12 protein-coding genes are annotated in these 13,452 nt (G+C 68.9%); 9 read left to right on the forward strand and 3 right to left on the reverse strand.

The genetic code is table 11. From position 1 onward, the window contains the following. Nucleotides 1–33 precede the first annotated feature (33 nt). Together VNF71_14030 and VNF71_14035 are read left to right on the forward strand one after the other, a co-directional pair. Complete coding sequence (locus tag VNF71_14030; GenBank protein HVA75673.1) at nucleotides 34–1,332, forward strand: DNA polymerase IV; 1,299 nt, start codon at nucleotides 34–36, stop codon at nucleotides 1,330–1,332. 183 nt (nucleotides 1,333–1,515) lie between these two features. After that, nucleotides 1,516–1,890 (forward strand): DUF3040 domain-containing protein, encoded by a 375-nt coding sequence (locus VNF71_14035; protein ID HVA75674.1) that lies wholly within the window; start codon nucleotides 1,516–1,518, stop codon nucleotides 1,888–1,890. A gap of 6 nt (nucleotides 1,891–1,896) precedes the next feature. Here the strand turns inward: VNF71_14035 and VNF71_14040 are convergent, their stop codons facing one another. From VNF71_14040 to VNF71_14050, 3 genes are read right to left on the reverse strand one after another with little or no spacing between them, the layout of a single operon-like run. Further along, on the reverse strand, nucleotides 1,897–4,272 hold the full coding sequence (locus VNF71_14040) for a DUF3488 and transglutaminase-like domain-containing protein (protein ID HVA75675.1): 2,376 nt from the start codon (nucleotides 4,270–4,272) through the stop codon (nucleotides 1,897–1,899). Then, nucleotides 4,266–5,483: a DUF58 domain-containing protein gene (locus VNF71_14045; GenBank protein HVA75676.1), complete on the reverse strand. Its 1,218-nt coding sequence runs from the start codon at nucleotides 5,481–5,483 to the stop codon at nucleotides 4,266–4,268. The genes VNF71_14040 and VNF71_14045 overlap by 7 nt, the downstream gene beginning before the upstream one ends. Then, a complete protein-coding gene (locus VNF71_14050) occupies nucleotides 5,483–6,469 on the reverse strand; it encodes a MoxR family ATPase (GenBank protein ID HVA75677.1) in 987 nt (328 codons plus the stop codon). Before VNF71_14050 ends, VNF71_14045 begins: the two co-directional genes overlap by 1 nt. Nucleotides 6,470–6,520: 51 nt before the next feature. On the opposite strand from VNF71_14050, the gene VNF71_14055 reads away from it, so the two are divergent. The 7 genes from VNF71_14055 (at nucleotide 6,521) to VNF71_14085 (ending at nucleotide 13,449) form a co-directional block, all read left to right on the forward strand. Further along, nucleotides 6,521–7,408: an ROK family protein gene (locus VNF71_14055; protein HVA75678.1), complete on the forward strand. Its 888-nt coding sequence runs from the start codon at nucleotides 6,521–6,523 to the stop codon at nucleotides 7,406–7,408. A gap of 301 nt (nucleotides 7,409–7,709) precedes the next feature. Next, nucleotides 7,710–8,225: an HNH endonuclease gene (locus VNF71_14060; GenBank protein ID HVA75679.1), complete on the forward strand. Its 516-nt coding sequence runs from the start codon at nucleotides 7,710–7,712 to the stop codon at nucleotides 8,223–8,225. Nucleotides 8,226–8,334: 109 nt separating this feature from the next. Continuing rightward, nucleotides 8,335–8,913, forward strand: coding sequence for a hypothetical protein (locus VNF71_14065; protein HVA75680.1), 579 nt, complete (start codon nucleotides 8,335–8,337; stop codon nucleotides 8,911–8,913). Between the two features lie 189 nt (nucleotides 8,914–9,102). Next, nucleotides 9,103–9,540: a hypothetical protein gene (locus VNF71_14070; protein HVA75681.1), complete on the forward strand. Its 438-nt coding sequence runs from the start codon at nucleotides 9,103–9,105 to the stop codon at nucleotides 9,538–9,540. 50 nt (nucleotides 9,541–9,590) lie between these two features. Next, entirely contained in the window at nucleotides 9,591–10,673 is a 1,083-nt protein-coding gene (gene rsmH, locus VNF71_14075; GenBank protein ID HVA75682.1) for a 16S rRNA (cytosine(1402)-N(4))-methyltransferase RsmH, read from the forward strand. Next, on the forward strand, nucleotides 10,670–11,272 hold the full coding sequence (locus VNF71_14080; protein HVA75683.1) for a hypothetical protein: 603 nt from the start codon (nucleotides 10,670–10,672) through the stop codon (nucleotides 11,270–11,272). The genes rsmH and VNF71_14080 overlap by 4 nt, the downstream gene beginning before the upstream one ends. A gap of 170 nt (nucleotides 11,273–11,442) precedes the next feature. After that, entirely contained in the window at nucleotides 11,443–13,449 is a 2,007-nt protein-coding gene (locus tag VNF71_14085; GenBank protein ID HVA75684.1) for a penicillin-binding protein 2, read from the forward strand. Nucleotides 13,450–13,452: the final 3 nt, after the last annotated feature.

Here is a 13,452-nt window from a genome sequence, read left to right on the forward strand (position 1 = left end):
CCACCGTCCCACCGCTCTGGGAGACTTCCCTGAGTGGGCACGACCGCGGGGCCGCCGGCGCGCGAAGCGAGCATCCTCCACGTCGACATGGATGCGTTCTACGCGTCGGTCGAGGCCCTGGACGATCCGACCCTCGCCGGCCGCCCCCTCATCGTCGGCGGCGCCGGCGCGAGGGGAGTGGTCGCGTCCTGCAGCTACGAGGCGCGTGCCTATGGCATCCACTCCGCGATGCCCTCCTCGAGGGCCCGCCGCCTGTGCCCGCAGGCCGTATTCGTGTCGGGCCGATACGACCGCTACTCCGAGGTCAGCCGGCAGATACACCACATCTTCGAGTCCTACACCCCTCTCGTCGAAGGCATCTCGCTCGACGAAGCGTTCCTTGATGTCACCGGGGCGATCCGGCTGTTCGGGCCGGCGGACACCATCGCCCACTCGATCAGGGATCGCATCAGGGAAGAGCTGGGCCTCGGCTGCTCGGTAGGGGTGGCACCCGTGAAGTTCCTCGCCAAGCTTGCGTCCGAAGCCGCGAAGCCAGCCGCAAGCCTCAAGGGAGTCGTCCCGGGCAAGGGGGTCTTTGTCATCGAACCCGGCGAGGAGCTGGCGTTCTTGCACCCCCTCCCGATTGAGGCCCTTTGGGGCGTCGGCCCTGCGACGGCAGCGCGCTTGAGGCGTCTCGGAGTGACGAAGGTCGGCGACCTGGCGGCCCTTCCAGCCGACACCGTCACCTCATCGGTGGGGAGGGCCCACGGCCAGCATCTGTACCTTCTGGCGCACGGGATCGACGACCGCCGGGTTGTGCCGGACCGGGACGTCAAGTCGATCAGCCACGAGGAGACCTACGCGGTGGACCGCGACGATCGCGACGGGCTGCACTCCGAGATCGTCCGGATGGCCGACGCCGTGGCTGCACGCATGCGCAAGGCTGGCCTGTCCGGCAGGACGGTGAGCATCAAGGTGCGCTACGGCGACTTCCGCACGATCACCCGCTCCCGCACCAGCCGCGAACCCCTCTTCGACGGTCAGGCTGTAGCCACGCTTGCCGGGGAACTTCTCGAATCGCTCGACCTCGGTGACGGCATCCGCCTCCTCGGTGTCGGCGTATCCAGTCTCGCCGGAGACGGCAGCGCCAATCCCGCCGGCGGCCAGCTCTCACTCGACCTCGACGGAGCCGATGACCCCGGCAGACCGTCGTGGCGCGGGGCGACCGAAGCGGTCGACGCGGTCCGCGAGCGATTCGGAGCGGCAGCGGTAGGGCCGGCCACCCTCGTCGGTCCGGGGGGGATCCGGGTGAAGCGCCAAGGTGACACGCAGTGGGGACCCGGCAGCGGCTGAACCCAGCAACCGCGCCGCCCCACGACCTCCGGCTCCGCCGCGCCCGCAGCTCGTGCCGCACCGCCCGACCACAGCGCACCCGGCGAACATCGCCGACCGGACACACGCAGCGGCCCGACGCCGGAACCCCTCGCCGTTGCTGTAGTTTGCGGACGGCGCGAAAATTGCCCACGGAGGGTCAAGGTGCCGCTGAACGAGCACGAAGAGCGCATTCTGCACGAGATCGAGCAGCGGTTCTACGCCCACGACCCCGAATCGGCCCGGCGGATCGAATCCACCACGCTTGACGCGTATCTTGCGCGCAACTCCCGGTGGGCGGCGGCCGGCTTCGTCGTAGGCCTGATCATCCTGCTGGCCGCCTTCGCGTCCAACTGGATCGTCGGCGTGTTCGGCTTCGTGGTGATGCTCGCGAGCGCGGTGATGCTCATCCAGAACCTACGCAAGATCGGCCGCCGAGGGATCCAGGAGCTGCGCCAGTCGATCGGTTCGAGGTCGTTGCCCGACGCCATCGAGGACGCGACCCGCCGCCTCCGCCGGCGCCTGGGCCGCGAGGACTGACGCTCCTTACGCCCTACCTGGCGTCGGGGTGAACCACCACAGCAACAACCGCCTCGCCGACGCCTTGCGGTAGAGGCGCTGGCGCAGCTCGGCCGCGACCAGCGCGGCCTCCGACGGGGCGCCGTCGGGCAGCGAAGGGGCGAACACAGCCTCGGTGGCCATCCCGGCGAGCCGTCGCACACCGCTTGCCACCCACGGCGAGGGCTCGCCGAACACGGACTGCAACGACCTCGCGGCGCGCCCCGCGAACTCCGCGTCCGTGTCACCCGGATGGCGGTTGATCCCCCACCAGGCGAGCACTTCGGCGGTGTCGCGCCAGTACGACAGCACGACGGAGGCGGGGTCGCCCCTGCGGCGCCTCCGCCTCAGTCCCCAGCGCGCGCGGCGCACACCGACGTTGAGGGCGACCCATCCGCCGATGAGCAGCAAGATCACGACGGCAACCGTCAAACCGCTCGCCCCCGACGAGGGCGTCACGACAATGTCCCCGCCGCTCTTCGCCGAGTTGGCTGAGGGCACGGTCGTCGGGACGGGCTGCGATTGGGTCGTCGGCGATCCCTTAGGTGCCAGTGGCGAAAGGTCATTCGGGCCCGGCGTGGCACCAGCTTGTCCGGATGAACCCGTTGCATAAGTTGCAGCGTTTGGATTGCTGAAGCTCTTGGTCGGCTCGAAGGGCAGCCAGCCGTACTTCGGTCCGAAGTAGATCTCCGGCCATGTGTGCGCGTCAGCATCGAGTACCTGGAAGACCCCGTTGACGTCGTTGCCAGGGGTGAAGCCGACGGCGAGCCGTGTGGGCAGGCCGGCGGCACGCGCGAGTACGGCGAACGCACCGGCGAACTGCTGGCAGTATCCGGTCCTAGTGCCGAAGAGGAACGTGGTCAGCGCGTCGATCCCGAACCCGTCGGTCGGTGGGTCGAGGCTGTACGTAAAAGACGGACCGAGGAAGAAGTCCTGCAACGCGATCGCCTTTTCGTATTCGGTCTGTTTGCCCGCCGTGAGCTCTCGTGCCAGGGAGAGCACCGATGCCGGCACCGACGCCGGCAGTTGCAGGTATCGCTCGATGTTGGGATCGAGCTTCAAGGACGGCGCCGCGCGCAGCCGGGCCGGGTCGAGTGTGGAAAGGAACTGGTAGGAGGTGACCGAGTAGTCGAGACCGTCTGAGGTCTTGTGGGACGTGATCAAACTCGACGACGCAGGGTCGTAGTCGACTCCGCGGACTCCGTTCACCGAGAGAGGGGTGAAGGCCGCGGGGAGCCACACCGACTCGAGGTTCTGTATGTGGAACCTCTCGGTGACGGTCCGCGTGCCCGGCGGCTCGGCGGCTACTCCAGGTAGACGGCCGGAGAAACCCTTGTAGGAGTTGGTCGACACCCACGTCTGCCCGGTGAATGTATCGAGGGACGTGAGCCTCCAGTACGACCCGACGGGGCTTTGAACCGTGAAGACACCCACATCGGAGAAGTTCACCAGGCGGGTGTGAAGGTCGACGATCGGGTTGGCGACCTCGCGCGGGCCGCCGCCGATACCTCCGGCGCGCCATCCGAGGACTCCGACGCCGTCCGCACCGTGGACCGAAGGAGCCACGAGCACCACGGTGAGGATCGCGGCGGCGCCGACGGTCGCGCCCGCGGGGAGCGCCCACGCGACGGCACCCGAACGGACGCCTCCCAGCCAGTTGCGTCCCAGCCCGACCGATGCCCGGTGGACCAGCGCGAACAAGAGGAGCGCGACACCCTCAATCGAGATGAACCACTGCCTCCCCGCGCCGGAGCCGAGGGCGCAGAATGCCACGAACATGGCGAAGCCCGGTGCGGCACCGAGCATCGCCGACCGCCGGCGGAACGCGAGCCCGTCGGCCAGCACCGCGGCCACGCCGGCGATGAGAGCGGACGCCAGAACGAAACCCGTCGTCGGCTGGACCGGCACCACGACGCTCGACACCGCGCGTTGCGCGTGATCGAGCGCTGTTCCCGCCGCCGAGATGGTCCGGCCCGTCGGTACGCCGTAAGTGGTGTATGCGCCCAGCACGGTCCACGACACGACGAGCGCGCCGGCCACGACGCAGGCGACCGTGCTGGCAACCGCCGGCCACCGGAACCTACGTGCGGCCCACGCGACGAGGTGCACGCAGAGCGAGGTGGCGAGGACCGGCCCCGCCCAGTGGCCGTTGGTGAACACCCGGTTCAGACCGAACACTGACGCGACCGTCAGGGCCGCGAGGGCTGCGGTCGCAGCACCGTCCGCCCCGGCTGCCGGCTCACCGTCGGGGGCCCCTCGGTCGAGTCGACCCGGCCTCCACGGTGCTGCAGCCGCCCCGCGTGGCGTGCCCCCGGAACGGGGGTCGCCACGATCGGTCGCGGCGGGGGGTTTGACCGTCAGCAAGACCCGCTCACCACTGTCTTGGCTTCACGCCCGGTCAACGCATCGACCAACGATCCTCCTGCCGGCACGCGCACCACCCTGCTGTGCCTGCCTGACGCCGACTGGACCGAGGTGAACACGTCACCCGCGTTCGTCAGTCCGCCGCCGCGACGTTCGATCACGACGATCAATGACTCCGAACCCCCGGCGGAGCGGGCCGCGGCGCTGAGGTCGGCTGCGGGGGCTGCGTCGGTGGTCACCACCACGACGGGGCCGCGGGTCCAGGCGGCGCGAATCTCGGCGGCCAATGACCCCCCCGACGTCGGGGACGCGATGGCGAGCGTGTCGAGAACGGTCCCTTCGTAGCCGGGTCCCCTCCCGCCGCGCGCTTCCTGCCCGCCCGCAACGACCACCCGCACCTGCATCCCGCCCCTCAACCCCGACACCGCGAGGCTGGCAGCAGCCGAGAGGGTCTCCTCGAAACTCTGACGGTCGTGCACCGACTGACGAGCGTCGACGACGACGGTGGTCCTGCCGAGCCAGAGGTTCTGCGGTTGGCGGATCATCAGCTCGTCGGTGCGGGCCGTGGATATCCAGTGCACCTGCCGGAGATCATCGCCTATCTGGTACTCGCGCAGCGCGTAGAACTCGTCGCCGCCGCGCCCGAGCAGTGGCGCCGCAGCACGCTGATCCCTCTCGCTGTCGGAGGGGATCGAGCTGCGGGGAAGCAGATCGACACGCGGGTGGACCGTCAACGACGCGGCCGGTGCCGCTACACGCACCACCTTGGCAAGACCGAAGGGATCGCACAGTTCGATCTCCAACGGACGGAATTCGAGCATGCCCCGCCGGCGCGCGGGCAGACGGTATTGCGCGGATCTCGGTTCGCCGCTCTCGAGGGGCGCTACAGCGAACGTGGCGGCGATGCGCCCGTCGGAGAAGGAATCGCGCACTGTGATGAGGGGAGAGCGGCGCGAGTCGTAGTTGCGGACGGAGATGAATACGCGTGCCTCACCTCCGGCGGGAACGCGTGACGGCCTGATGGAACGCGAAGCGCGCACGTCCCAGGACTTGGTGCCCACCCACGCCCTGGCGGACAGCACGAGGATGAGCGCTGCGGCGCTGAAGGGGTAGAGCTCGACGAGGCCGACCAGGTAGCCGGCGGTCGCGGCTGCGGCGGCCATGCCGAGCAGAGCCCAACCCTTGCGGGTCAAAGCGCTGCCGATTCGCATCAGGTTCCTGGCCGGCCGGACGGGACTGGGACCATGCGCAACACGTCGGCGACGACCTCGGCCATCTCGACGCCCGAGACGACCGCTTCGGCCGAGAGCACCATCCTGTGCTCGACGGCGCACCCGAAGATGGCCTTGATGTCGTCGGGGATCACGTACTCGCGTCCGACGGACGCGGCGAGGGTTCGCGAGGCGCGCTGGAGGGCGAGCACGGCTCTGGGTGACATGCCGAGCGCGAGTGCGGGGTGGGTGCGCGTCGCGGTGGCGAGGTCCACCATGTAGCCCTTGAGCGCGCCGGCGACGTGCGTTCGCTCGGCCATCGCGATCATGTCGGGGATGGTGCCGGAGGGTGCGACGACGGGCAGGTCGCCGAGTGATCCTTCGTCGTGCGCGTGCACGTCGAGCATGGCCATCTCGGCGCCGCGGTCGGGATAACCCATCTTGACCCGGAGCAGGAACCGGTCGAGCTGGCTCTCCGGGAGGGGGTAGGTGCCTTCGTATTCGACGGGGTTCTGCGTGGCGATGACGAGAAACGGGTGGGGCAGCGGATGGCTGACGTTGTCGATGGTGACCTGCCGCTCCTGCATCGCTTCGAGGAGGGCGGCCTGCGTCTTCGGGGAGGCGCGGTTGATCTCGTCGGCAAGGAGCACGTTCGCGAAGACAGCGCCCGGACGGAAGGAGAAAGACTTCGCGTCGCGGTCGTAGATGCTCGCTCCAGTGACGTCGGAGGGCAGCAGGTCAGGGGTGAACTGGATGCGCCGGCCCTCCAGATCGAAGGAACGCGCGATCGCCTTCGCCAGGGTCGTCTTCCCGACGCCGGGGACGTCCTCGAGCAGGAGATGGCCTTCGGAGAACAGGCACACCAACGCGAGCCGGGTCGGCTCCTCCTTGCCCTGAATCACCTTCGCGATGTTCGAGAGGATCGCTTCGAAGGTGTCCGCGAAGGCGCCGACGGTCTCAGCTGTAACCGCCGGTTGTCTCGCCATTGGCGCCTCCGAGAAGGGAACTCGCCGGTAGCGTACCCTGCCTGGATATCTATGTCGGGCTCGCTATCGGTGCGTGAGGGGAACGTCGTCGCGCTCGATATCGGCGGGACGAAGATGGCGGTTGGGGTGGTGTCCGGGTCGGGCAAAGTGCTCTGGAATGCCCGGTCGCCGACCCCGCCTGGCGGGGACGCGGGTGGGGTGTGGGACACGCTCGCGTCACTGCTGGAGTCGGTACCGGGCGCCTTCGCGCCTGTTGCCTGCGGTGTCGGCAGCGGGGGCCCGATGTCGCCTGGCGGGGAGCAGGTCTCGCCGTTGAACATCCCCGGTTGGCGCGACTTCCCACTCCGCCGGCGGGTGGCCGAGCTGACCGGCCTTCCCACCTGGGTGGACAACGACGCGAAGGCTCTCGCGCTCGCGGAAGGATGGATCGGTGGGGCCGCCGGCGAACGGGACTTCATCGCGATGGTCGTCTCGACAGGGATCGGCGGGGGAATCGTGCTCGACGGGCGCCTGCTCGACGGGGCGACAGGAAATGCCGGGCACATAGGGCACGTAGTCGTCGAGCCGGACGGCAGGCGCTGCGAGTGCGGAGGGCGAGGTTGCCTCGAAGCAGAGGCGTCCGGCACCGCCATCGCCGCGGTCACGGGCCGGCCTCCCAGCCAAGCCCCGACGGAAGTGGTGGACCGAACCGGGCGCCTTGTGGGCCGAGGCGTGGCGTGCGTCGCCAATCTTCTCGATCTTCGGCTTGCGATCGTGTCGGGGTCGGTGGCCCTCGGTTTTGGTGAGCCGTTCTTCGAAGCCGCTCAACGAGAGATCGACGCGCGGGCCCGCATCGCGTTTTCACGCGGGTGCCTGATCGTCCCGAGCAAACTCGGAACCGAGGGGCCGCTCATCGGTGCAGCAGCGGTGGCGTGGCGAAGCCTGGAGGGAGAAGGGTGATTACGGCTAGCGCGTTGCTTGCGGTACTGCGTCGACCGACGCTGTGGAAGGCCGCCGCGCGGTTGATCCCCCCGAGATGGTGGAGGAGGTGGCCGCCGCTGCCACTGCCGCCGGCGGGATACGCGAGATTCCGGACCGAGACCATGTACGGGCGCGGCGGAAACCTCGAACCAGACGATTTGATCGCCTACCTGGAATGGTGCCGGTCGATGGGGCGCGGAGCGAGGTAACGTCTCGCCGTGCGCAGCTTGCTGACCGCTCCCTACCGGATACCTTCAGCTATATAGGACTGGGCGAGGCGATGACACAGTCACTTGTGCTCAACGCCTCCTACGAACCCTTGTGCGTCGTGTCCAGCAGGCGGGCATTGATTCTGATCCTCGACGAGAAGGCGGAGCTGCTGCACACCACCGATCGCCTGTTCCGGGCAGCGCAGGTGGCGTTCTCCGAGCCGTCCGTGGTCCGGTTGTGGCACTACGTGAAGGTCCCCTACCAGGCTCGGATCTCCCTGAACCGCCGCGCCGTCTTCGCTCGGGACGACCACAGGTGCCAGTACTGCGGGGCATCGGCCGAGAACATCGACCACGTGATCCCCAAGAGTCGTGGCGGCAGTCACTCGTGGGACAACGTCGTTGCCTCCTGCCGCCCGTGCAACTCCCGCAAGAGGGACCGGTCTCCGGAGGAAAGCGGGATGCGCCTGCACCGCGTCCCCACCGCTCCCCGCCAGCGCACCTGGATACTCGTGGCTTCCGGCGCTATCCGCTCCGATTGGGAGCCTTACCTGGTGACCCGGCCGGCGGCGAGCCTTTCCGCCTGAGCAGCCGGTGCCCTGGGAGGTCGGACGCGAACGGGGTCTCGCCGCGGAGCTTCACCGGAGCTCCGCCGAACTCGCGTCGGCGCCCGGTCCGCATCGAAGCGTGCGCCTGATGGAGGCTGTCGTCCCGGCGCTCGTCCTCGGCAGCGCTCAGCCGGAGTCGCACGTCGATGCTGCCGCTGCCCGCGCTGGGGGGGTCGACGTCGTCCGCCGGCGCAGCGGTGGCGGAGCCGTCTACGTGAGCGCCGCCTCGGTCCTCTGGGTCGACTTCGTCATACCGGCCGAAGACCCGTTGTGGGACCCGGACGTCGGCAGGGCCGCCTGGTGGGTCGGGGACGCGTGGGTGCGCGCCCTCAGCCGAGTGGGTGTCGACGGCGCGGTGGTGTGGAAAGCCGGCATGCGTAGAAGCGAGTGGTCGGACCGCATCTGCTTCGCCGGGACGGGACCGGGCGAGGTCCTCGTCGGCGGGGCCAAGGTCGTAGGGGTCTCCCAGCGGCGGACGCGCGCAGCAGCGTTGTTCCAGACCGCAGCCGTCGTGAAGTGGGCGCCCGACGAGCTTCTCGGGATCCTCTCGCTCCCCCCTCGGGACCGTGAGCGGGCGCGCACGGACCTGGCCGTCGCGGTTGCGGGTGTCGGCGAGGCTGCCGGCGCCCGTCTCTTCGAAGCGCTGGTCGCCTCGCTACCCGCCTGAAGCCAGGGAAGGAGCCGCGAAAACGCGGAAATAGCTCAGCGCGGCCGTAGAAATGGTTGACAGTGGGGGGTTAGAACCATAAAGTGGCGATAGGTGGCGCGAAGGGGAGGGCCCTAAGGCCATGCACGGCCAAAGCGGCAGATGACCAACCAGCAGAGGTAGCAGTGATCGGAGAAGTGGCCTGTGGCTATGCGCTTCGTGGGGAGGTACGAGCACTCCCTCGACGTGAAGGGGAGGATCATCCTTCCGGCGCGCTTTCGGGCCAGCTTCGACACTCTCGCCTTCGTCTCGAAGCACAACGAGCGCTGCCTCGCCGTGTGGACCCCGGAAGCGTTCGAGAGGAAGCTCGACGAGATGGAGGAGCTGCTGGACCGTACCCCCCACGACCGGCAAATGGTGCGGGCCTGGGCGTCGGGTTCGGCGGAGGTGGAGCTGGACAGGCAGGGCAGGCTTCAGATCCCTGCGTACCTCAGGGAGTACGCCCGGTTGGAAAGCGCGGTGCTCGTGCACGGCGCGATCACCCATGTCGAGCTGTGGGATCCCTCGGAGTGGGAGGTCCGAGGCAGCCCAGGGGACGAAGAGTTGGCGGAACCGAGCACCCGCACGATTCCAGAAGAAGGAGCCTGAGAGCACACGACGCGAGGTCTTTTTCCCACACGAATTCCTTGGGCTGGAGCATGCGCAGCCCTTCGACCGGCAGGGTGGAAGTCCCCTTCTCCGCCCGCTTCCACTTCGCACGATCGGGGAGAAATCCCGACGGCAGGCTGGTCGAGGGGCTGCGGATGGTCCGGCGTGAACCGGCTGTGAGCACATTCGTTCACTCGCCGGTGATGGTGAGAGAGGTCGTCGACCTGCTCGCGCCGTGCCCGCCTGGTGAGGTTCTCGACGCGACGGTCGGAGGCGCCGGCCATGCCAGAGCGCTTCTCGAGGCGGCGCCGCACCTGCGGGTGATCGGCCTCGACCAGGACCCGCAAGCTGTCTCAGCTGCCAGCGCCGTGCTCGAGCCCTACGAGAAGCGCGCTCGGGTCGTCCGGGCGCGCTTCGACCGGCTCGACGCTGTCCTCGACCGGCTAGGAGTGGGGGAGATCTCCGGGGCGCTGTTCGATCTCGGAGTGAGCTCCCCCCAACTCGATCGCCCGGAGCGTGGGTTCACCTACAGGGCTGATGCGCCTCTCGACATGCGCATGGACCGCGATCGGCCCATGAGCGCCGCAGACGTGGTCAACGGCTGGCCCGAAGCCTCTCTCGTCACACTGTTCCGCGAGAACGGCGAACCCCGTTTCGCCCGCCGCATCGCCAAGGCGATCGTCGCTGCCCGTCCGCTCGCAACGACCTCGCAGCTCGCGGAGACGATCCGTGATGCCATCCCGGCGGCGGCCCGCCGAACCGGAGGCCACCCGGCGCGGCGGGTGTTCCAGGCCATCAGGATCACGGTCAACGAGGAGCTAGAGGTGCTGCCTCTGGCTCTGGACGCTGCGTTGTCGAGGCTCGCGCCGGGAGGTCGTTGTGTGGTGCTCGCATACCACTCGGGTGAGGACAGGATCGTGAAGGAGCACTTCCGCCTCGCGTCCACCGGCGGATGTGTCTGCCCACCGGGCCTGCCGTGCGTATGCGGGGCGCAGCCGACCGTGCGGCTTCTCACGCGGGGCGCCCGCAAGCCCTCGGCCGAGGAGATAGCCGCCAACCCGCGTTCGCAGAGCGCGCGACTGCGCGCCGTCGAACGCCTTCAATCGCCCCTCGCCGCTGGAGGCCGGGAATGAACGAGCCGGTATCCGCTGCACGCCGGGCGCGGCTAGCACCCGCGCCCGGTGCCATCCGGACGTCGTCTCGTCCGTCTGCCGCACGCGCCGCGGCCGCGGCGCGACTCGCCGGTTCGCAGCCGGCCCGGCAGTGGCCGTTCGATCCTCGCAGGGTCGGTGAGGGTATTCGCCACCTGCGCGTCGTCCAGCCGCGCCAGCTCACCGTGGCCGAGCGTCGCCGGCGCACGCGACGGCTGCTCGAGGCGGGAGTCGGCCTCGCGGTCGTCGTCGTATTCGGCCTCGTCTACCTGCATGTCGTGCTGGCCCAGCGGCAGTTCGCCATCGACCGCACGGCAGCACAGGTCCAGCAAGAGCAGGCCCGTTACCAGAGCTTGCGACTGGAGGTCGCGCAGCTCGGGTCGCCGCAGAACGTCATCGCCACGGCCGAAGGCCAGCTCGGAATGGTGCAGCCGGCATCGGTCACCTACCTGACGCCCGCCCACGAGACCGCCACACCGGCGAGCACGGCGAGCGCGGCGAATGCGGCGGGGACGGGATCGGCGCCGGCCGGCGACGCCGACTGGCCCCAGATCAAGTCCCAGCTGGCAGGCAGCCCATGACCGCGCGGCCCCCAGCCGGGGGCCGCGCGGTGCAGGCCGGCGGCAGCGCGCGACGTCACGCGTCCACTGCGCGGAGAGGCAACCCCGGGGACGGAAAGGCGAAGCGGCGCGGTCGCGCGCATGGTAGGCCTCGCCCAGGTCTCGATGCTGTCGGTCGCTTCCGGGCGTTCGTGATCCTCGTGGGTATCACTGTCGCGTTTGTTGCAATCGGCGCCAAGTTGGTGGTCATACAGGGTGTCGACTCCGCCAGGTACGCGGCGGTCGGCGCGTCGGAGTGGAAGACCACGGTGACCCTGCCCGCCGAGCGTGGTGCGATCCTCGACCGCAACGGCAACGAGCTTGCCATGTCCGTCCCGCAGACGACCATCTACGCCGACCCTCATCAGGTCAACGATCCACGCGCGGAAGCGGCAGCCCTTGCTCCCATCCTCGGGATCAGCGAATCCACCCTCGACGACGACCTCACCCGTGACAGCAGCTTCGTCTACCTGGCGCACACCGTTCCCGACGCCACGGCGGCGGCCGTTTCCAAGCTGGATCTGGCCGGCATCTACAGCCTGAAGGAGCCGAAGCGCTTCTATCCCGCCGGACAGCTTGCGGCGCCGCTGCTCGGCAAGGTCGGTACCGACGGTGCCGGCCTCGGCGGGCTCGAGTACGAGTACAACAGCCTCCTTACCGGCAAGCCCGGCAAGTCCGTGGAGCAGATCGACCCGCAGGGTCGCCAGATCGCGGGAGGCCTCGAGCAATACCAGGCGCCCATGGCCGGCCAGGACCTCGTCCTCAGCATCGACGAGCCGCTCCAGTACGAAGCGGAGCAGGCCCTGGCCCAGGCCGTCGTCGCCGCGCGGGCGAAGGGCGGGATCGCCCTTCTCATGGACACCAAGACCGGCGAGATCCTGGCCGACGCGCAGCTGACCATGCCCTCCCCCGGAAGTAAGCAACCGCCCGCAGTGCCGGTCAGCATCCCGGCGCCGCCCGACGCGGGAGCATCCGCTTCGAGCGGACCTCAACCACAGCCCGTCGAGTCTCCCTCGGCCAGCGCATTCACCCGGGTCTACGAACCGGGTTCGGTCAACAAGCTGATCACCATCTCCGCGGCTCTGCAGACGGGGGTGATCGTTCCTTCCGACGTCTTCGCGATCCCCAACACCTACGCCGTCGCCGGCACCACCTTCCACGACGCGGAGAACCACCCGACCGAGCATTGGACCGTCACCGACATCCTCGCCAACTCCTCGAACATCGGGACGATCCAGATCGCGCAGAAACTCGGCAAGTCCAATCTTCTGCACTACGTCCACAGTTACGGCCTGGGCTCTTCGACGGACATTCACTTCCCGGGAGAGTCGTCGGGACTCCTGCCCACCTACTGGTCCGGCACTTCGATCGCCGACGTTCCCATCGGGCAGGGAATCGCGGTCACGGCCACCCAGATGATCGCCGCGTACAACACCGTCGCCAACGGCGGCGTGTACGTCGCGCCTCGTCTGGTGGACGCGACGATCGACGCCGAAGGCAAGGAGCACCGCATGGCGCCGCAGCCGACACACCGGGTCGTGTCGACCACCGTTGCCAACGAGATGCGGACCATGCTCGACGAGGTGGTCAGGGTGGGGACCGGCACGGCCGCCAACCTCGACCCCTACACCGTTGCAGGAAAGACCGGAACGGGGCTCGTGCCCTCCCCGACCGGAGGTTACGAGGCAGGTCACTATGTGGCGAGCTTCGCCGGTTTCGTACCCGCCGAAGACCCGCAGATCACCGGCATGGTCGTCATAGACGACACCCCTGACTACGGAGCGGCCGCCTCTGCTCCCACCTTCGCCACCATCGCCCGCGACGCGCTTCACGAGTTGGGCATACAGCCGATGCCGAAGCTGCCGCCGGCGCCCGGAGTCCCGTTGGCGACAAGCACATCGGCAACCGGCGCAGGTGAGATCGCGGGAGCCCCGCTACCCGGTCTGGCGACGCCGCCGAGCGTAACTGGCCCGGCCTCGTCCACGACATCGACCACGGTTTCTCCGGGCAACGGTTCGGCTGCGACGACGTCGACGACCCAGCCCGGCTCGCCCGGGACCACCTCACCGCCGACGACAGCGGCTCGCCCGCCCTCGACCACCACAGCTGCCCCGCCGACCACGTCCCAGCAGTCACGATCCAGCCCGAGCACCGGCTGAGCA

The sequence above is a fragment of the Acidimicrobiales bacterium genome, from assembly GCA_035533095.1.
Classification (GTDB): domain Bacteria; phylum Actinomycetota; class Acidimicrobiia; order Acidimicrobiales; family Palsa-688; genus DATLUM01.

Coding starts and splice junctions, on each gene's coding strand:
- VNF71_14045 (HVA75676.1), bottom strand. CDS start 5,483: ATGCGAATCGGCAGCGCTTTGACCCGCAAGGGTTGGGCTCTGCTCGGC.
- VNF71_14050 (HVA75677.1), bottom strand. CDS start 6,469: ATGGCGAGACAACCGGCGGTTACAGCTGAGACCGTCGGCGCCTTCGCG.
- VNF71_14055 (HVA75678.1), top strand. CDS start 6,521: ATGTCGGGCTCGCTATCGGTGCGTGAGGGGAACGTCGTCGCGCTCGAT.
- VNF71_14060 (HVA75679.1), top strand. CDS start 7,710: ATGACACAGTCACTTGTGCTCAACGCCTCCTACGAACCCTTGTGCGTC.
- VNF71_14065 (HVA75680.1), top strand. CDS start 8,335: ATGGAGGCTGTCGTCCCGGCGCTCGTCCTCGGCAGCGCTCAGCCGGAG.
- VNF71_14070 (HVA75681.1), top strand. CDS start 9,103: ATGCGCTTCGTGGGGAGGTACGAGCACTCCCTCGACGTGAAGGGGAGG.
- rsmH (HVA75682.1), top strand. CDS start 9,591: ATGCGCAGCCCTTCGACCGGCAGGGTGGAAGTCCCCTTCTCCGCCCGC.
- VNF71_14080 (HVA75683.1), top strand. CDS start 10,670: ATGAACGAGCCGGTATCCGCTGCACGCCGGGCGCGGCTAGCACCCGCG.